This window comes from Cycloclasticus sp. PY97N (genome assembly GCF_002443175.1).
GTDB classification, from domain to species: Bacteria; Pseudomonadota; Gammaproteobacteria; order Methylococcales; family Cycloclasticaceae; genus Cycloclasticus; species Cycloclasticus pugetii.
This window is the reverse complement of the sequence record NZ_CP023664.1, coordinates 2,220,054-2,239,620: the sequence shown is the minus strand read 5'-3', so window position 1 is coordinate 2,239,620 and position 19,567 is coordinate 2,220,054. Positions and strand designations below refer to the sequence as shown.

Below are 19,567 nucleotides of genomic sequence, written 5' to 3'. Positions count from 1 at the left end.
GGTACGATAGGGTCTATAGTGTTGAGGTATAAGAAAAGGACTCTCATGGGTATTAAAAAATTGACATCTCTTACCGATAATGATGTTACTCCGAAGGCTGATTTTGATAAAAGTCGTGCACTCATATCCGCTTCTCGACGACAATTTCTAACGCGTAGTTCAGGATTTATGGTAGCGGGTGCTTTAGCGCCTGATGCCTTATGGGCTGGTAATAAAATTGAAAATTATGTGACTAGCCAGTTTTCATTGAAAGAAAAACTAACACCTTATGAATATGTGACCGGCTACAATAATTTTTATGAATTTGGGACAGCAAAGAGCGACCCAGCATTAAGAGCACATCTATTGAAAACAAAACCTTGGAGCTTAACAATTGAAGGCGAGGTGGCTAAACCAGGAGTTTACAATTTAGAAGATATTCTTAAGCAGCAACAACTCGAAGAGCGTATTTATCGCCTACGATGTGTAGAGGCATGGTCAATGGTGGTGCCATGGATTGGCTTTTCATTAGCTGAATTGATTAGGCAGATGGAACCCACGTCAAAAGCGAAATATGTTGAATTTACAACGCTGTATGATCCTAAGCAAATGCCAGGGCAAAAAAGCCGTATTCTAAAATGGCCATATGTAGAAGGGTTACGAATGGACGAAGCAATGAACCCGCTTTCACTGATGGCCACCGGTTTGTATGGTGAAGAAATGCCCAATCAAAACGGTGCACCGTTGCGCTTAATAGTGCCTTGGAAATATGGTTTTAAGAGTATTAAATCGATCGTCAAAATTAAATTTACAGAACAGATGCCCAAAACATCATGGAATGAATCAGCAAAACATGAATACGGCTTTTACGCTAATGTTAACCCGGATGTTCCTCACCCAAGATGGAGTCAACGTAGAGAAAGGGTGATTGGCGCGTCATTGTTTACGCCCAAGCGTGATACCGAACTATTCAATGGTTATGGTGAGCACGTGGCTTATTTATATAAAGGGATGAACCTTCGCCAGTTTTTTTAAAAAAACTATAATTAAAATGCTAAGAAAGAAAGCTTCTAAACAGCAGATAAGGCTATTAAAAACGATAGTTTTTAATACCTGCTTAATTCCATTTTTATTGATTATATGGGATGGGTTTAATGATTTATTAGGCGCTGATCCAATCAAGACCTTGCATGTTAGAACAGGAGATTGGGCGTTAAGGTTTTTATTAATCACCTTGCTAATGTCACCACTACAACGGGCATTTAACGTTTCTTTGCCAATACGTTTTCGACGGATGTTTGGTTTATTTGCGTTCTTTTATGCCAGTTTACATCTGGCTGTTTGGCTGGTTTTAGATCAATCATTAAGGGTTGATCATATGCTAGAGGATATACCAGAAAGCCCGTACATTATGCTGGGCTTGTTGGCCTACTTAATGCTAATACCACTTGCGATAACCTCCACCAAAGGCATGATGCGTCGGTTGGGTAAGCGCTGGGTTGAGTTACATAGAAGCCTTTATTTGATAGCGGTAATGGGTGTTGTACATTTCTTTTGGTTAACAAAACTAGATGATACAGAACCATTTATTTACGCTGTCTTGTTAGCAGTCTTATTATTATTTCGTTACTTAACGAATAAAAAAATTAATAAGCTTTAAGCGGCAATAGCTTCGTAGAGATTACTGACTTTAGCATTAAGGTGCTTGGGTACTTTATGGTATTAAAAACGTCGTTTATTTATTTTAGGCACTTTAATTTGTATAGAAGGTCGCAATATTTGTGGGCGTAACGCTTTATGCTTGGGTAATAAAAAGACATGTATTGATACGGTTTTCTGTCTATGATTTATCTGGAGGCGCCTCGATAATCAGTTTACGTAGAGCTAGATTAGCGTTATCTTGAAAATGGCCAATTCATCTAATCAAGTCGCTGGCGAGTATTCAAATTCATGGTTAAACAATAAATTTAAACGGTGTAATAAAACTAAAATATTTTTTTGATTAATTAGTATTCAAAATTCAGCATCGTTCAAGAAGGGGTCTCAAATTAAAAAAAAGAACTTGAAAAAACCAATCATCAAGCCTCTGAGCTTTAGTCTTAATGCGAAAGTCATGTTTAGTGTGGGGGCTTTGATGAGCCTTTCCTTGCTATTAATGGGGGGGAGTATTTATTTTAGTAGTATGCGTTTAGCGGAAAAACAAGCCCTTGGTTTATTGTTGGAGCAACAAGAGGACTATTCAGATGAAATTACAAGCGTATTAAAAAATTCGAAATCAAATTTATTAACGTTTGCCGAAATACCTGCCGTTGAAGCTACTTTAAGAACAAATCAAGACGGTGGTATTGAACCTGTATCAACGGAAGGAGCAAAGGTTTGCGCGAGTGGGTTAAATCAAGTGGTTCGGGCTTTTCTTGCGAATTATCCTAATTACCTTAGTCTTGCGTTGTTAAATGCTGAAGGGAAGGTGTTGGCGGGTGCGCTGCACTTAGCGGCTGATCAAGAAGTTATGAGGTTAGCTGATAAGGCTGTTTATTATTCAGATATTAAGCATCAACAGGCCGATGGCTTGCCTATATTAACGGTATCAACACCTATTTATATCAATGGGCAAGTGGAGGGTGTCGCCGTGGCAGAAATTTCAGCTTTGCCGTTGCTTAATTCTGCGATTGAAAAAAGAAAGGGAATTGATACTTATATTATTGATAATAAAGGTAAGTTTTGGGTTGGGCCTAATGAAATTACTGATTTTAGTGCTTACTTTTTAGCCAATGAACGACAACAAAACGAGTATGTTCTCATCAATGAAAAAAGAAACAGTGTTTTAGCTGTCCATAAAATTTTATTTGATGAAAAAAACTCTCAGCGCTATTGGGGGGTCATTCATGAACTGCCTAAAAGTGTTGTTTTTAAGCATCTAGATCAAGCACGCGACTCGATGCTTATTACCGGCTTAATGATTGTATTGCTGGCCGTTTTTTTTGCATCAATGCTTGTATCAAGAATTATTATTAATCCTATTGTTCGATTGGTAGAGGGCTGTCGTGCTGTAGGCGATAGGAACTTTTCAGTTCGGCTTGATGAAACAAGTGTTGATGATGAGTTTAAGGAATTATTTCAGGCATTTAATGAATATACCGAGCAGTCTGAGGTAATACTAAAAGAAATGAAGAAACAGGCCGATTCCAGCGCCAAGTCGTTAGAAAATGTTGTTGTTCATATGGAAGACGCGTTAATAATGATGGATGAGTTTGGAACGATTAAGTCTTGTAACCCAGCGGTGATTGATTTGTTTGGCTATGACGAAAAGGAGATGGTCGGTAACAATATCAATCTGTTGATACCAGAGCTGTTTAAGGAAGAGCATGAGAAATCTGATGCTGATTATAAGGACACAGGCGCGTCAAAAGGAATAGAACATAATGGGGAAGTGGTTGGCCGACGAAAAAGTGGTTCAGTTTTCCCGATGGGCTTATCTATAAACGAGTATAGGGTTAATGAAGAACAGCATTTTATAGGTATCTTTCGTGACATAACGGTTAGGAAAGCGATGGAGCTGGAAATTCAGCAGACCGATGAACGTTTAAAGAAGCAATATAATAGCTATTTATCACTCAGTGATTTTGTTAGAAGGGCTTCGACCAATTTTGAGGAAGCATGTAATAAAATTTTACAAGAGTGTGCTGAAGTACTTCAGGCAGACTGGGTGGGACTTTGGTTATTTAATAATAAGAGGGATGCGCTGTTATGTCAGAATTATTACAGCGGCAGAGAAAAATCGTATTTTACATTACCCTCATTGTTGGTGTCAGAGCATGAATATTATTTTTCTGAACTCTTAATGGAAGGCGGGTTGCTGTCTAATGAGACAACACCCTTATTATCTCATTTTCCTGAGCAAGCTCATTCTCCAGTATCTACCCTCCAGCTCCCTGTTACAAAATATAAAAGCATCGCAGGGGTGTTTAATGTTGTGAACCAAGATGAAGCACGAGTATTAAGGTCTGATGAAGCGCAATATGTTAAGTCACTATCAATGTTAGTGGAGGTCTTGCTTGAAGAAGAGAGTAGAAGGCGTGTTCAAGAGCAATTAAAAGAGACAAATAAAGAACTAGCATTGGCGAGTCAGATGAAATCGCAATTTTTGTCAAATATGAGCCATGAGCTAAGAACACCTTTGAATGCTATCATCGGTTTTTCAGAGCTCTTAAAAGGTGGTGTGCTTGGCCCATTAACGGAGGAACAGAGCCAATATTCAACAGAAATATTTGATAGTGGTTCGCACCTATTGGACTTAATAAACGGTATTTTAGATTTATCAAAAATAGAAGCTGGGAAAGAGCAATTGGCATTAGATGAAGTCTCTATTCAGTTATTATTGCAGAGCACTGTTTATATGCTCAGGGATAAAGCGAATGCGCGTGGTATTAGTATTACAGAGGAAGTAGAGGAAAAAGTGACGGTTTGTTTGTTGGACGAGCGGAAAACAAAGCAAATTGTAATTAATCTTTTGTCCAATGCCGTTAAGTTTACTCCAAAAGGTGGCTCCATTGTTATATCGGCAACAATAGATAAGGTGCTTCATCCTGATTTTAGATTAGACGATAGCGAGTTGGCTCAGTGCGAAACTCCTTATTTAAAGTTATCTGTTAGTGATACAGGAATTGGTATATCTGAAGAGAATATTGGTAAGTTATTTCGCCGGTTCGAACAGATTGATGGCTCCTTAGCAAGGGAGTTTGAGGGAACGGGGCTAGGACTAAGTTTGGTCAAAGCAATGACTGAGCTTCATGGTGGTTTTGTCACGGTTGTATCAACACTTGGCGAAGGTTCTACCTTTAGCGTTTATTTACCATACAAAAAAGTAGACTTAGAGACTGATTATTTAGTTTAGATTGTCGGTTATTTGTTGATGTTACTGAACTTAGTTAACGCGTTTTTGAGTGATGGACGTATTGATAAAAATTGATTTGCAAGAGCTATTTAGCAATTGAGAGCTACTTCACACATATGACCACCCGCATTAAAAAAGCTTAGTTGTAACAGATAATATGGTTAGCATGCCTTTAGTAATAGTTTTTAATTACTAAAGGTGGGTGGTTGAAGAGAGGTAACCACGCTGAGGTTTAAAACGCTTAACAATCATCATCTTTATTTTAACTACAAACACTATGGGGCGGAGCTAGCGGCTGCTTGTAATGGTTCCATGATAAAACTAATAAGCCCTAAAGTGTTTATAGAAAAGATTGATGAGCTGTTAAAAATGATTCGTGAGACGTGATGATTGATACAAAAGGTTCCAAAATACTCATCGTAGATGATGAAAAAAGAAACAGGGTGTTACTCAGGAAACTGATGGAAGAAGAAGGGTATCAGGTTGAAGAAGCCTCTAGTGGCAGCTTGGCGTTAGCGCAAACCAGTATGTTTTCGCCAGATTTGGTTTTATTAGATGCCATGATGCCAGAAATGGATGGTTTCGAAGTTGCGACGCAACTTAAAAGTAATGATAAAACAGAGGGTATTCCGGTGATTATGGTCACCGCTCTTGATGATCAGGCCTCTCGTGAGAAAGGGCTTTCAAGAGGGATTGAAGAGTTTATTACCAAGCCAATTAAAGCCAATGAAATTCAAATTAGAGTTCGCAATCTGCTAAGGCTGAAAATTGCGAATGATATTTTGAAGAACCATAATCATCTTCTGGACGAGAAAGTAAAAGCACGCACTCAACGGCTAAAGGCGTCATTTGAAGAGAGCATATTTTTATTAATGCGTGCCTCAGAATATAGAGATGATGAAACCGGTGCGCATGTTAAACGCATTAGTCACTATTGTAGGCGTTTAGCGGAAATGCTTGGAATGAATAAAATTTTTTGTGACACCTTGTTTTTAGCCAGTTCGATGCATGATATTGGAAAAATAGGTATACCCGATAGTGTTCTTTTAAAACCGGGCGGGTTTGAGCCTGGTGAATGGGAAATAATGAAAAGTCATACCACCATTGGCGCTGAGATTTTGAAAACAAGTGAGCATAGTTCGAGCTATATCAAAATGGGTAAAAAAGTGGCCTTATGTCATCATGAGAAGTGGGATGGAAGTGGTTACCCAAATGGTTTAAAAGGTAAGGAGATTCCACTGTCTGCTCGTATTATGGGCCTGTGTGATGTATATGATGCGTTACGAAGTGAACGGCCTTATAAAAAGGCGTTTGATCATAAAAAAGCGGTAGGTATTATAGAACATGGCGATGAGAAAATTAAGTCAGGCCATTTCGATCCGGCAGTTAAAGAAAAATTTGTGGCTAATCACGAAGTATTTAATGAAATATTCGAAACCTATAAAAGCTAAGACGAAAGCGGTTTACTTTATATTGCTGGGCCAAGGCCTAGTATTTTTGAATATTCCCTAATGGGCAGATTACTTTAAAAAGTCATTAAAATGGAGCCAATGAGCGGATTCGAACCGCTGACCTACTCATTACGAATGAGCCGCTCTACCACCTGAGCTACATCGGCTTTATGGGCGAGAAAGTATAGGGAATTGTTGAAGGTGAGACAAGACGTTTACTGGTTGTTAACTTTAATAATAACTTCAACAGAGTGAAAATCAGTACCTTTGGGTAATGCGGGAAGGTTTTGAATGGTGATCTCGCCATCGTTAACATCAGTGAGTGTGTTGGTGTCTGTATTGTAGAAATGGTGATGGTGTTTGGTATTAGTATCGTAGAAGACTTTGTTAGGGTCAATAATCACCTCACGTAATAAGCCTTTATTAGCAAACAAGCCGAGGGTGTTGTAAACGGTTGCTTTTGAAACGGGTTGTTGCCCTTGATTAATGGTTGATAAAATTTGGTCGGCGCTTACGTGCTGTTGTTTCTTAAACAGAAAATTAGCGATTTTAATGCGTTGTTGAGTGGGCGTAATGCCATGCGCATTAAGTAAGTATTTAACGTGTTGTTCGCCTGTTTTTTCAGCCATTATCATCACCTTGATCTCTTGGTCTCAGTATAGCACAAGGTTTTTAGTGGGTAGTTAACGCTGTAATTGGTAGGGTGTTGGGTCTATTTTACAGCGTCTATTTAACAAAATATCGCTCATTAATTCGGCACTTGCCGGTGCTGTAACAATACCATTTCGATAATGCCCAGCATTGAGACTTAGGTTGCTGAGAGGGGCGACTCTGCAAATATAAGGGATGCTGTTGGGTGAAGCAGGTCGAAGCCCAGCCCAGTGTGCATCAGGTTCAATGCTTGCTAAGGCGGGGTATAACTGTTGGGCAAAATGCTTAAGTTCGTCGAAAGCGGCCTGTGTGGTACTGGCATCGAATTGAGTGTATTCGCGTGTGCTGCCAACGACAATTCGCTTATCTTTCCTAGGAATAATATAACGGTTGCCATCCATGACCATGCATAGGTTGGTGATATCTGTTGGTGGGAAACAGATCATTTGACCTTTAACAGGCTTGATATCTGGTTGCGGGCAAAGCTTGGGTACTAATTGTGTACTCCAAGCGCCGCCACAAAGGATGTATTCATTAGCGCTGAGAGTAGTTTTTCCAATCTCGGCACCTGTAACGGCATAATCAGTATGCTGTAATTTTGTTACTTCTTGGTCGTTATAAAATGAGACACCGTTAAGCGTTAAATACTGGGTTAACGCAGCTGACAGTTTGTGGGGCCGGATGGTGGCAACGTCTGGCCGGTAAATGGCAGATTCTGTAAAGGGCGCTAAGTGCTCGAACTGGCTGTTGAGCTCTTCGACAGATAACACTTCAACGGGTGAGTTATTTTGTTCGCACCATTGGATAGCCTGAGGCAGTTCATTATCCTCAAGTACTAACATGCCAGATAATAACCATTCTGGATCTATTCCTGTTTGATCACGAAGCTCGGTGGAAAGTTGCTGATAGACCGACTGGCTAAGTGAGCTGATTGCATTAACAGGTTCGGAATATAACCAAGGCCGCATCGGGGATAAAATGCCACCGGCTGCCCAAGTAGCTTGTTGGCCGCGACTGTTTTTATCAACCACCGCAACCTTTGCCCCCGCTTGCTGTAGTTCCTTAGCTGTTAATAAACCAAGTAGGCCGCCGCCAATAATAAGAAAATCGAACATAATGAAGTGGGGTTTTAAAAAGCCGTAGTATAGCGTAGTCTAACTCGATATTTGCTGAGCCTGATCAGCTTTTAAGTGATGAAAACGAAGGATGTTAATATTGAAAACGTTGTACCCTGAGATTGAACCCTTTGCCCATGAGTGGTTTGATATGGGGGATGGGCATGAAGTGTATCTTGAGCAAGTAGGTAACCCTAAAGGGGTGCCGGTTATTTTTTTGCACGGTGGGCCAGGTTCAAGTTGTAAGGCGCATCATCGCTGCTTTTTTAACCCTGATAAATACCATATTATTTTGATGGATCAGCGCGGTGCTGGCCGTTCGCGACCCTTGGGGCGGTTGAAAAACAATACAACGAATCATTTATTACAAGATATGGAGTTGATTCGTAAAAAACTGGCCATTGAAAAATGGTTGCTGTTTGGTGGCTCTTGGGGCGCAACATTAAGCTTGTTGTATGCCCAACAATATGCAAATAATGTATTGGGGTTGGTTTTACGAGGTACATTTTTAGCACGTTTTAAAGATGCAGATTGGTTTCTTAAAGAGGGTGTGAACAGGTTATACCCTGAAGCGTGGCAGCGTTTTACGGGCCATATTTCAAGCAATGAACGTAAAGATGTGTTGAAGGCATATTATCATCGTTTAAGTATTGATGATGAGCAGGTCCTTCAAGAAACAACCCGTGAGTGGGATGCATGGGGTGGTGCGGTGGTGTTAGGTGATGATTTTAAGGCAGAAGCGTTGGATGGAGCGGTGCCTGAAAAAGCCATCGCGCAAGCACGTATCGAAACGCACTACGCGATGAATAACTACTATATTCGAGAAAATCAAATTTTGGATAATGCTATTCGCATACAAGAGATACCCTGCACTATTATCCACGGCCAAAAAGATTTTATGTGTCCGATTGAGTCGTCATTTTCGTTGGCGCAAGCACTTCCTCTTGCACAGTTTATCCGTCTGCCAAATTCAACGCATTTAGCGCATGGTGATGAAATGATTGATGCGTTGGTGTCGGCGACTGATCAATTTGTATGATCCTGTCAGACAAAACTGCGTATTAATAGATAATCACCGAGCGAATACTTTTTCCTTGGTGCATTAAATCAAAGGCACGGTTAATGTCGTTTAAGGGCATGGTATAGGTGACCATTTCATCTATTTTAATTTCCCCGCGAAGGTATTTTTCAACATAATCGGGTAGTTCGCTGCGACCTTTAACGCCTCCAAAAGCCGTACCGCGCCAAACCCTGCCTGTGACCAGCTGGAATGGGCGAGTGGATATTTCTTGTCCTGCACCCGCTACGCCAACAATAACAGACTCACCCCAGCCTTTATGGCAACACTCTAGCGCAGAGCGCATGGTGTTAACATTGCCGATACATTCAAATGAGTAATCAACACCGCCATCGGTCATGTCGACAAGAACATCTTGAATAGGCTGATCAAAATGCTTCGGGTTAATACAATCTGTTGCACCGAGTTGTTTGGCAAATTCGAACTTATCTTCATTGATATCAATAGCGATAATCCGTTCAGCATTCGCAATAACAGCACCTTGAATAGCACTTAGACCAATACCACCTAAGCCAAAAATAGCGACAGTACTACCCGGTTCTACTTTGGCGGTGTTGAGCACAGCGCCGATACCCGTAGTGACACCGCAACCTAATAAACAAACCTTGTCTAACGGCGCTGCTTTGTTTATTTTAGCGAGTGATATTTCTGGTAAAACCGTGTATTCGGCAAAAGAGGAGGTGCCCATGTAATGGTATATTGCTTGTCCATTTTTGGAAAAGCGAGAGGTGCCATCAGGCATTAATCCTTTGCCCTGAGTGACTCGAATGGCTTGGCACAAATTGGTTTTGCCCGATAAGCAAAATTTGCATTGCCCACATTCTGGTGTGTACAACGGAATAACGTGGTCACCTACTTGTACTGAGGTGACGCCTGGGCCAATTTCTTCAACGATGGCGCCAGCCTCATGGCCTAATACGGTAGGGAAAATGCCCTCAGGGTCATCGCCGGATAAAGTAAACGCATCGGTATGACAAACACCCGCGGCGACGTTTCGAATTAACACTTCTCCATGTTTTGGTCCGTCTAAGTTAATGTCTTCTATGGATAATGGTTGACCTGCTTTCCAGGCAACAGCAGCGGTTACTTTCATAGGTGTTCCTTGGGTTGGGGTTAGTGATTAAATTGTTTAGAGTTTTTGCTGTTTCTAAATAATAGTGGCTGCTCAGTTAGTTGAGTAGCTTGTTTAATAGCATCGGTTACTAGGTAGTGTTGTGTTGATAAATCACAAACAGGGTCTGCGTTTGTTGCATCACCGGTTAATAAAAAGGCTTGGCAATGACAGCCGCCAAAGTCTTTATCTTTTTCAGAACAACTTCTACACGGCTCTTGCATCCAGTCATCGCCACGAAAGTAGTTGAAGGCTACAGAGTGATTCCAAATGTCACTTATTGAGAAGTCTTTAACATTTGGGCAATCAAAGTTAGGCAGTTGACGAGCAGAATGACAAGGTAATGCCGCACCATCTGGCGCAATGGTTAAAAAGGTGGTTCCCCAGCCGTTCATGCAAGCTTTTGGGCGGTTTTCGTAGTAATCAGGTATGACGTAATAAATTTTCATCTTGCCTTGTTGAGAGCGTTGGTATTCGTTAGCAATTTTTTCAGCGTCTTGAAGTTGTTCTTGCGTTGGCATTAGTTGATCGCGGTTGTGATGCGCCCAACCATAATACTGTGCGTTTGCTAGTTCTACAAAGTCGGCGCCCAAGTCAATCGCCATCTCTAGAATATCCCTCATTTGATGAATGTTTTCGCGGTGTAATACAACGCATAACACCATTGGGTAACCATGTTTCTTAACTAATTTAGCCACGGATTTTTTATCGTCAAAGCTTTCTGTGCCAGCAATAAAGTCATTTAATTCTTTTGAGCTGGCTTGAATGCTGATTTGAATGTGGTCTAAACCAGCGTCTTTTAACTCGATAACTTTAGCCTCATCCATCTTGTAGCCGGAGGTGATGAGGTTGGTGTAATAACCGAGTTGGTGTGAATAGTTAACCAGTTCTGCTAGGTCTTTCCTAACCAGCGGCTCGCCGCCTGAAAAGCCCAGCTGTACGGCACCCATTTCGCGAGACTGCTTCAGCACACGTTTCCATTCATTGGTCGATAATTCAGCTGAGAAATTTCTGTAGTCCAGGGGGTTAGAACAGTATGGACACTGTAATGGGCAAGCGTACGTTAGCTCTGCAAGCAACCAGCGAGGTGGGCTAGGTGTTTTGGGTAATCCAGCCATTATTGAGCGCGGTAGTTAAGAAATGGGTAATATCGTTTTTAATACCCGTTGTTGAAAATTTTACTTCAAGTACTGAAACAATATCGTCAAGTGTGTGCTGGCCATCGCAGAGGCTTAAAATTTCAGCAGAGCTTTGGTTTAACTCAATAAGCCCTTCAGGGTAGAGCAACACAAACATATTTTGTGCTTCTTCCCATTGCAAGCGGTAGCTTGTTAACAACTGAAAGGGCTCTGTGAGTTGCAGACTCATGATTCAACAGTAAAGTAAGGTGGCATTTCATGAACATAAGCCATGTGCATTGCATCAGCCATGGTCCATAGAATATCCAGTTTGAATTTTAAAATACGAATCATTTTTTCTTGTTGTTCACGGGTTTTATACCAGCTTAGGGTGATGCGTAGGCCATGCTCAACATCACGGCGGGCTTCGCTTAAACGTTTTTGAAAGTAGCTCAGCCCTTTTGGGTCAATCCAAGGGTAATGCGCTGGCCAATTATCTAACCGTTGTTGGTGAATTTTTGGTGCAAATAATTCTGTTAATGAAGAGCTAGCAGCCTCGTGCCAATCGGCTCTACGTGCAAAATTAACATAGGCATCAACAGCAAAGCGAACGCCCGGTAAAACATGTTCTTCAGACAAGACTTCTTCACGTGTTAAACCTACTGCTTCCGCCAATTGCAACCAGGCTTCAATGCCACCAGCTTCACCAGGCGCGCCATCGTGATCAATAATTCGTTGAACCCACTGCGCGCGGGTATCACGGTCTGGGCAGTTTGCCATAATCGCCGCGTCCTTTAAGGGAATGTTAACTTGGTAATAGAATCGGTTAGCTACCCAGCCACGAATTTGCTCTTTAGATAACGCACCTTCGTGCATCATCACATGGTAAGGGTGGTTGATATGGTAAAAACGCTCCATATCGCGAATGCGTGTTTCAAATTCTTGCAGTGACCAAGGTGCTTTTTCTGTCATATTATAGTTCGATATTCATAGTGTCATACGACACCTCAATGCCGTGTTGGGTCAGTATATCGCGTTCCTCAGACTCTTCATTCAAAATAGGGTTAGTGTTGTTGATATGAATTAAAATTTTGCGCGGCTTTTCAAGGGTATCTAGAAACTCAATCATGCCACCTTTGCCAGATTGCGGTAAGTGCCCAATTTTTCTAGCCAATAAGGGTCTACCAACGGAAGCAAGTTCATCATCTGACCAGAAAGTACCATCAACCAATACACAATCAGCGTCCTTCATTGCTTGTTCAACGTGGGCTTCTATTTTACCTAATCCAGGTGCATAGAAGGTTGTTTTGCCGGTGGAGATTTGCCGAATAATCATACCGATATTATCTCCCTCGTGTGGGTCATTACGATGGGGTGAATAAGGCGGCGCTTTGCTTTTTAACGGCAAGGCGGTGAACTCTAAATCTTGAATATTGGGAATTATAAACGCATCACCATTTAATGGAATGGTGTGGTCTTTAACACCACAAAAGTGTTCCAAAATGTTAAAAATTGGAAAACCGGTTGTTAGGTCTTGCCTTACCATCTCGGTACAATAAATGGTTAATGGGTCGCCTTCGCGTAAAATCAATAACCCTGTAGCGTGATCAATTTGAGAATCAAACATCACAATGGCTTCAATACCGGTGCCACGTACTTTATTTTTTGGGTGTATTTCAGGAAAGCTCTCTAATTGAGCGCGAACGTCAGGCGACGCGTTAAATAAAGCCCAGTGTTCACCGTCAGATGAAACGGCAATGGAGGATTGGTTTCGCGCAGTGGCTTTAATCGTGCCTGCTCGAAGTGCCTTACAATTGGGGCAGCTACAATTCCATTGTGGAAAACCACCACCGGCACCTGAGCCTAAAATACGAATTTGCATATTAAATAATGGACCTTAAATGAGTGCTGATAAATAAAAAAGGGGTTCCTATTGGAACCCCTTGTGTATCTGTAAATTTGTTATTTATCGGTTGTAAATGTACATGGTTACTTCAAAACCGAAACGTAAATCTTTGTATGTTGGCGTTTCCCACTTCATGTTGGATCTCCTGCGGTTATATTTTTTTAATATTTATTATAATTAATGGTGCGCTGAATGAATCTAAGTATAAGTTTTCTGCGGCTGAATGCAAGTGCTTGTATTTCCTTACTGTAAAGCATTACCGCGCTTGTGTTTATCACTTAAAACGCTTGCCAGCTGCTCAAGCGTTATGAGGTAGCTGGGCACTACGCTGATTGCTCACTAGAATCGGCGAGTAAAGATGCTTTTATCGCGCTAGCTCATGATTTAGGACAGTAGCATAGAGCTGCGCCTTACTTTTTTGCTAGTTGTTAGACGCGGGTATTAGCCTATTTTGTTACAAGCCATAAAGCATGAGCAACACCAGGAATATAAAACACTAAACACAGCAGGATATTGATAATAAGGTCTTTGCCGGCACCCTTTTTAAGGAATACAGCGATGGGGGGAAGGAATATAGCCAAAATTATTTGTACGATTTTGTTATCCATTTTATAACCTCAATTTAAAAATTTAGTTAACTTAACGGCCCAACCTTATCTATTTTAAGTGTCTAACAACCATTGTCGCTCAGTGGACAATCGTTAGTCGTATTAAGCCGCTTTATCCATATAGTATGTGTACGGTTTAAATAATAAAGCAATTTGAGTCGATGTGATAGGCGTGCCGTTGTTTTATGCGTCTTAGGCTATAAAAGGGCTAAAGAAATGTCATTAGTTATGTTAATGTTTTTAATAAGCAATAGATTAGCTTTAAGAATTTGAGCAGGTAGGGCAATTTGGATTGCGAGGTAGCCGCATGCTCTGCCACTGCATTGATAGCGCATCAAGCAATAAAACGCGGCCTTGTAAGGATTGGCCGGCACCTGTGAGTACTTTAATGGTTTCAAGCGCTTGTGTACTACCGATGATGCCAGTAATGGGTGCGATGACACCATTTTCTGAACAGTTTTGAGCAACCGATCCGTCACGTGGGTAGAGGCAGTTATAGCATGGGCAGGTTGCATCGCGGGCATCAAAGACGGAAATTTGCCCCTCAAACCGAATTGCCGCGCCAGAGACTAAAGGCGTTTTAGCGGCAACACAGGCATCGTTAATGGCAAAGCGGGTTTCAAAATTATCACAGCAATCGACAACAATATCAGCAAGTTTAACTTGTGCTAATAACTCATCGCCTTCTAACTTTTTATTGATGGCGGTGATTTCAATCATGGGATTGATTTGGTGAAAGGACTGTTTTGCTGATTCAACCTTTGGTTGACCAATGTGCTTAGTAGTGTGGGCGATTTGGCGTTGTAAATTAGATAGGTCTACTTCGTCAAAGTCACTAATGACCATGTGACCGATGCCAGCGGCAGCAAGGTAAAGTCCAACTGGGCTGCCGAGACCGCCCATACCGATGATAAGGACCCGTGCATCCAATAAAGCTTGTTGTCCTTCAATATCAATTGAAGGCAGCATGATTTGTCGGCTGTATCTAAGAAGTTGTTCGTCATTCATGGTCAGCTGTATAGGTTATTGTTGCCAATAATTATGGTAACTGAGTTTTATGATTATTAACCATAAGTTTCGTAGAAGATAAGCAAAAGACGCTTATTTGTTGGTTCAGCAGGTAGGCTGAGGCGACAGTAGTTAAGCATTTTTATGCTGCAGTCTTCAAACTTTTAAAAAAGCCATAAAATTTTTCATATTATGGGGTTGATTTAGTTGAACATCACCCCATATCTATGGGGCTAGCCATAATGGCTATATCAATATTAAACAATAGGAGATTCAATAAATGAACTTACGTCCATTAGGTGATCGCGTCATTATTAAACGCGTTGAAGAAGAAGCGGTTAGTGCAGGCGGTATCGTGCTTCCAGATTCGGCAAAAGAAAAACCAAGTCAAGGCAACATTGTTGCTGTGGGTAATGGTGCTATCAATAGTAAAGGTGATGTTCAGCCGATGTCTGTAAAGGTTGGCGATAACGTGATGTTTGGCAAATATTCCGGTACTGAAGTTGAAGTAGGCGGTGAAGAATTATTGGTGATGAGCGAAGGCGACATCATTGCAGTTGTTGAATAATTTAAAGTTTATTTAGAGAAAGGAAAAGAAACATGGCAAAGCAAGTTAAATTTGGTGATGATGCACGCAGCCTAATGGTTGAAGGTGTAAACACACTAGCAAAAGCAGTTAAAGTAACATTAGGACCTAAAGGCCGTAATGTTGTGTTAGACAAAGGCTTCGGCGGCCCAACTATCACTAAAGATGGTGTGTCGGTTGCAAAAGAAATCGAATTAAAAGACAAGTTCCAAAATATGGGCGCGCAAATGGTAAAAGATGTTGCCGCTAAAACATCTGATGTTGCCGGTGATGGAACAACAACTGCAACAGTGTTGGCTCAAGCTATTCTTACTGAAGGCTTGAAATCTGTCGCAGCGGGTATGAACCCAATGGATTTAAAGCGTGGTATTGATAAGGCGGTTGTTGCTGCAGTTAATGCAATTAAAGACTTATCAGTGCCTTGTGCTGATACCAAAGCAATTGCTCAAGTAGGTACAATTTCTGCTAACTCTGATGAGTCAGTCGGTAAAATCATTGCTGAAGCAATGGACAAAGTGGGTAAAGAAGGCGTTATTACTGTCGAAGAAGGGTCTGGTTTAGAAAACGAATTAGACGTCGTTGAAGGTATGGAATTTGATCGTGGTTACTTGTCACCTTACTTCATCAACAATCAAGAAAGCATGAGTGTTGATATGGAAGACCCTTTCATTTTATTACACGATAAAAAAATCTCAAATATCCGTGATTTGCTTCCAACTCTAGAGGCCGTTGCAAAAGCAGGCCGTCCATTATTAATTATCGCAGAAGACATTGAAGGCGAAGCATTAGCAACCTTAGTTGTTAATAATATGCGCGGTATCGTAAAAGTAGCGGCTGTTAAAGCACCTGGCTTTGGCGATCGTCGTAAAGCAATGTTAGAAGACATTGCGATTTTAACAGGCGGTACTGTTATTGCTGAAGAAGTTGGTTTAACACTTGAAAAAGCAACGTTAGAAGACTTGGGTTCTGCAAAACGTGTAACGATTACTAAAGACAGTACAGTTGTTGTTGACGGTGCAGGTCAAGCGGCAGACATTGAAGCACGTGTAGCACAAATTCGCTCACAAGCTGAAGAAGCAAGTTCTGATTATGACAAAGAAAAACTTCAAGAGCGTATGGCTAAACTAGCTGGTGGTGTTGCTGTTATTAAAGTAGGCGCAACAACAGAAGTTGAAATGAAAGAGAAAAAAGCGCGTGTAGAAGACGCATTACATTCAACACGTGCTGCGGTTGAAGAAGGTGTTGTACCGGGTGGTGGTACTGCATTAATTCGTGTTTTAGAGGCTGCAAGCAAAGCTGAAGGTCTGAACCATGATCAAGATATCGGTATTAAAATTGCGTTACGCGCAATGGAAGCACCATTACGTCAAATTGTAACCAATGCTGGTGAAGAAGCATCCGTTGTACTTCAAGCGGTTAAGCAAGGCACTGGAAACGAAGGGTACAATGCGGCCACTGGTGAATATGGCGACATGATTGAAATGGGTATTCTTGACCCTGCAAAAGTAACGAGAACAGCGCTTCAAAATGCTGCGTCTATTGCGGGCTTGATGATTACGACAGAAGCTATGATTACCGATGAGCCTGAAGAAGCCGGTGCTGGCGCAGGTGCAATGCCAGATATGGGCGGTATGGGCGGTATGGGCGGTATGGGTGGAATGGGCGGCATGATGTAAATCATCCGCATATTTCGCTAATACTGGTTCGTAGCGTTTTAAAAAGCCTGAAAGTGGTTCACTTTCAGGCTTTTTTTATGCTTAAGCGGTTAAAAAAGTGCTGTGAGTAGACGTAGAAGCCTTTAGAGCCTAGGTCTAAAGCTTTTTAAAATTGTCTGGCTCTTCCCTGCTTTAATTTTTTCTTGATTCTTCCCTTTACCGAAAACAAGCCTGTGTTTTAGCTTACCTGTGAAACCAACGGATAATCGGTATAACCTTTGCTGCTTGAGGCATAAAAGGTTGTTGGGTCAGGTGTGTTGAGAGGTGCGTTGTTTCGAAACCTTTCTACCAGATCCGGGTTCGCAATATAGAGTTGGCCAAAGGCGACTGCATCTGCTTGATTTGAGTTTAATACAGCACTGGCGCTTTCTTTTGTGAACCCTTGGTTGGCAATGTAAACGCCGCCAAAAGCTTTTTTTAATGTAGGGCCGAACCAATCATCACTGTAGGCCTCGCGCGAGCAGATAAAGGCAATTTTTCGTTTACCCAGCTCTTTTGCAACATAGCTAAAGGTGCCTAGTAAGTTGGAATCGCCCATGTCGTGTGCATCCCCTTTTGGAGCCAAGTGCATCCCCACTTTGTCTGCACCCCAGACGGAAATAACAGCATCGGTCACGTCCAACATAAATCGAGCACGATTTTCTATACTGCCACCGTATATATCTGTTCTATGGTTGGTGCTGTCCTGAAGAAACTGGTCCAGTAAGTAACCATTCGCACCATGAATTTCTACGCCATCAAAGCCTGCCTTTTTAGCGTTTTCAGCCCCAGTGCGAAACTGCTCTACGATGTCTTGGATCTCATTTAGTTCCAACGCATGTGGTGTGACAAAAGGTTTTTCTGGGCGAATTAAACTAACGTGGCCTTTGGGTTGAATGGCGCTAGGGGCCAGTGGTAATTGACCATCGAGGAACATCGGGTCAGAGATTCGCCCAACATGCCATAATTGCATAATGATTCTTCCACCTGCTGAATGTACCGAGTCGGTAACTTTTTTCCAAGCTTCAACCTGTTCATCGGACCAAATGCCGGGTGTGTCTGCGTAGCCAACGCCCATGGGTGAGACGGCTGTCGCTTCGCTGATAATTAAACCAGCTGAGCTGCGTTGTACATAATACTCAATCATCAATTCGTTAGGAATACGGCTGCTTCCTGAACGTGAGCGGGTAAGGGGGGACATGATAATACGGTTTGGTAGCTCAAGCGCACCAACCTTTATGGGATCAAATAAATCAGCCATCTGTTTCTCCTGATAAGGTGAGTAATTGGTTTTAAAAGATTTTAGCATTGTTCAAAGCGATTAAATAAAACTTACAGCACGCTTTGCTAGCTTGTTTGTTAGCATTAATGCTGTTTTTGAGGGTTACCAAGGTTGATTTAACAGTCGGTTATTTAAATCGACAAGGCGTTATTTTCAATGAAAAAATGAGGAGTGGCAATTTCTTGTAGACAGCAGTTCTCAAAGATATCAGGCTTTCGTTGATTCAGGCCATACTGCTTTATAGGTCAAGCTAATAGAGAGTGGTTTCGCTTAAGCAAAACCCAAGGGAGTGATACACTTCGCTTGTTGAATATTACTTGGAGAGGTAGATGTATGGCGGGTCATAGTAAGTGGGCGAATATTCGTTTTCGTAAAGGCGCACAAGATGCGAAACGAGGCAAATTATTTACTAAGCTTATTCGTGAAATCACCGTTGCAACCAAAGCAGCAGGCCCTGACCCAGATAATAACCCTCGATTAAGAGCCGCTGTAGACAAAGGCCTATCTAATAATATGAAGCGGGACACCATCGAGACGGCGATTAAAAAAGGCAGTGGTACAACTGATTCAGAGAATTTCGATGAGATCCGTTATGAAGGGTATGGTCCTGCAGGAATAGCGATTATCGTCGATTGTTTAACCGATAATAAGAATAGAACGGTTGCTGAAGTGCGTCACGCCTTTAGTAAAGCAGGTGGTAACTTAGGGACCAGTGGATCGGTTGATTACATGTTTCAAAAACTTGGCGTGATTAGCTTGTCGAGTCAGTTAGATGAAGATCGTTTGATGGATGCCGCTATAGAGGCGGGTGCGGATGACGTTATTACACATGATGACGGATCGTTTGAGGTGTTGACGCCAGCAGAAGATTTTATGACGGTGCGTGATGCCTTGGTTGAATCGGGTTTTCCGTATGAGCATGCCGAGGTAACGTTGCGGGCAGATAATTTATCGCCGGTGAATGAAAAAGATGCCGAAAAGGTATTGCGATTGTTAGATGTGTTGGAAGATTTGGACGATGTGCAAAACGTTTATTCAAATGCAGATTATCCAGATGAAATAATGAACAGCGCTGAGTAATTATAG

General features: G+C 41.7%; 19 protein-coding genes and 1 tRNA gene. 8 read left to right on the top strand and 12 right to left on the bottom strand.

The window, feature by feature from the left end; translation table 11 throughout:
* Positions 1–45 precede the first annotated feature (45 nt).
* From msrP to CPC19_RS10815, 4 genes are all read left to right on the top strand, one after another.
* Positions 46–1,014: a protein-methionine-sulfoxide reductase catalytic subunit MsrP gene (gene msrP / locus CPC19_RS10830; protein WP_016389879.1), complete on the top strand. Its 969-nt coding sequence runs from the start codon at positions 46–48 to the stop codon at positions 1,012–1,014.
* 16 nt (positions 1,015–1,030) lie between these two features.
* On the top strand, positions 1,031–1,639 hold the full coding sequence (locus CPC19_RS10825; RefSeq protein WP_016389877.1) for a sulfite oxidase heme-binding subunit YedZ: 609 nt from the start codon (positions 1,031–1,033) through the stop codon (positions 1,637–1,639).
* Positions 1,640–2,113: 474 nt separating this feature from the next.
* Positions 2,114–4,873, top strand: coding sequence for an ATP-binding protein (locus CPC19_RS10820; protein WP_236610514.1), 2,760 nt, complete (start codon positions 2,114–2,116; stop codon positions 4,871–4,873).
* A gap of 386 nt (positions 4,874–5,259) precedes the next feature.
* Positions 5,260–6,324 carry an HD domain-containing phosphohydrolase gene (locus tag CPC19_RS10815; protein WP_016389874.1) on the top strand — a complete coding sequence of 355 codons (1,065 nt, stop codon included), beginning with the start codon at positions 5,260–5,262 and terminating at the stop codon, positions 6,322–6,324.
* 91 nt (positions 6,325–6,415) lie between these two features.
* Here CPC19_RS10815 and CPC19_RS10810 read toward each other — a convergent pair.
* The 3 genes from CPC19_RS10810 to CPC19_RS10800 all read right to left on the bottom strand — a co-directional run bounded on the left by CPC19_RS10810 (position 6,416) and on the right by CPC19_RS10800 (position 8,090).
* Positions 6,416–6,491 (bottom strand) — tRNA-Thr (locus tag CPC19_RS10810).
* Between the two features lie 48 nt (positions 6,492–6,539).
* The gene (locus CPC19_RS10805) at positions 6,540–6,953 is read right to left on the bottom strand and encodes a Fur family transcriptional regulator (protein ID WP_015005265.1); all 414 of its coding nucleotides are present in this window, start codon (positions 6,951–6,953) and stop codon (positions 6,540–6,542) included.
* Positions 6,954–7,007: 54 nt separating this feature from the next.
* Entirely contained in the window at positions 7,008–8,090 is a 1,083-nt protein-coding gene (locus tag CPC19_RS10800; protein ID WP_016389873.1) for an FAD-binding oxidoreductase, read from the bottom strand.
* Between the two features lie 91 nt (positions 8,091–8,181).
* On the opposite strand from CPC19_RS10800, the gene pip reads away from it, so the two are divergent.
* Positions 8,182–9,129 carry a prolyl aminopeptidase gene (gene pip / locus CPC19_RS10795; protein ID WP_084709553.1) on the top strand — a complete coding sequence of 316 codons (948 nt, stop codon included), beginning with the start codon at positions 8,182–8,184 and terminating at the stop codon, positions 9,127–9,129.
* A 22-nt stretch (positions 9,130–9,151) separates the two neighbouring features.
* Here pip and CPC19_RS10790 read toward each other — a convergent pair whose 3' ends face one another.
* From CPC19_RS10790 to CPC19_RS10755, 8 genes are all read right to left on the bottom strand, one after another.
* Complete coding sequence (locus CPC19_RS10790; protein ID WP_016389871.1) at positions 9,152–10,261, bottom strand: S-(hydroxymethyl)glutathione dehydrogenase/class III alcohol dehydrogenase; 1,110 nt, start codon at positions 10,259–10,261, stop codon at positions 9,152–9,154.
* Between the two features lie 20 nt (positions 10,262–10,281).
* On the bottom strand, positions 10,282–11,397 hold the full coding sequence (pqqE, locus tag CPC19_RS10785; protein ID WP_035850385.1) for a pyrroloquinoline quinone biosynthesis protein PqqE: 1,116 nt from the start codon (positions 11,395–11,397) through the stop codon (positions 10,282–10,284).
* Complete coding sequence (pqqD, locus tag CPC19_RS10780; RefSeq protein ID WP_015005270.1) at positions 11,372–11,647, bottom strand: pyrroloquinoline quinone biosynthesis peptide chaperone PqqD; 276 nt, start codon at positions 11,645–11,647, stop codon at positions 11,372–11,374. Before pqqD ends, pqqE begins: the two co-directional genes overlap by 26 nt.
* Positions 11,644–12,369 (bottom strand): pyrroloquinoline-quinone synthase PqqC, encoded by a 726-nt coding sequence (gene pqqC / locus CPC19_RS10775; protein ID WP_016389869.1) that lies wholly within the window; start codon positions 12,367–12,369, stop codon positions 11,644–11,646. Before pqqC ends, pqqD begins: the two co-directional genes overlap by 4 nt.
* Before the next feature lies 1 nt (position 12,370).
* A complete protein-coding gene (gene pqqB, locus CPC19_RS10770) occupies positions 12,371–13,279 on the bottom strand; it encodes a pyrroloquinoline quinone biosynthesis protein PqqB (RefSeq protein WP_016389868.1) in 909 nt (302 codons plus the stop codon).
* Positions 13,280–13,363: 84 nt separating this feature from the next.
* Positions 13,364–13,438 carry a pyrroloquinoline quinone precursor peptide PqqA gene (gene pqqA / locus CPC19_RS10765; RefSeq protein ID WP_016389867.1) on the bottom strand — a complete coding sequence of 25 codons (75 nt, stop codon included), beginning with the start codon at positions 13,436–13,438 and terminating at the stop codon, positions 13,364–13,366.
* Positions 13,439–13,749: 311 nt separating this feature from the next.
* Positions 13,750–13,911: a YqaE/Pmp3 family membrane protein gene (locus CPC19_RS10760; RefSeq protein WP_015005273.1), complete on the bottom strand. Its 162-nt coding sequence runs from the start codon at positions 13,909–13,911 to the stop codon at positions 13,750–13,752.
* Positions 13,912–14,172: 261 nt separating this feature from the next.
* Positions 14,173–14,919, bottom strand: coding sequence for a molybdopterin-synthase adenylyltransferase MoeB (locus tag CPC19_RS10755; RefSeq protein ID WP_035850382.1), 747 nt, complete (start codon positions 14,917–14,919; stop codon positions 14,173–14,175).
* A 280-nt stretch (positions 14,920–15,199) separates the two neighbouring features.
* Between CPC19_RS10755 and groES the strand changes: the two genes are divergently transcribed.
* Positions 15,200–15,487 (top strand): co-chaperone GroES, encoded by a 288-nt coding sequence (gene groES, locus CPC19_RS10750; protein ID WP_015005275.1) that lies wholly within the window; start codon positions 15,200–15,202, stop codon positions 15,485–15,487.
* Positions 15,488–15,519: 32 nt separating this feature from the next.
* Positions 15,520–17,181, top strand: a complete 1,662-nt coding sequence (groL, locus tag CPC19_RS10745; protein ID WP_015005276.1) for a chaperonin GroEL — start codon at positions 15,520–15,522, stop codon at positions 17,179–17,181.
* 217 nt (positions 17,182–17,398) lie between these two features.
* Here groL and CPC19_RS10740 read toward each other — a convergent pair whose 3' ends face one another.
* Positions 17,399–18,460: an alkene reductase gene (locus CPC19_RS10740; RefSeq protein WP_016389865.1), complete on the bottom strand. Its 1,062-nt coding sequence runs from the start codon at positions 18,458–18,460 to the stop codon at positions 17,399–17,401.
* 354 nt (positions 18,461–18,814) lie between these two features.
* On the opposite strand from CPC19_RS10740, the gene CPC19_RS10735 reads away from it, so the two are divergent.
* Positions 18,815–19,561 carry a YebC/PmpR family DNA-binding transcriptional regulator gene (locus CPC19_RS10735; RefSeq protein ID WP_016389864.1) on the top strand — a complete coding sequence of 249 codons (747 nt, stop codon included), beginning with the start codon at positions 18,815–18,817 and terminating at the stop codon, positions 19,559–19,561.
* Positions 19,562–19,567 lie beyond the last annotated feature (6 nt).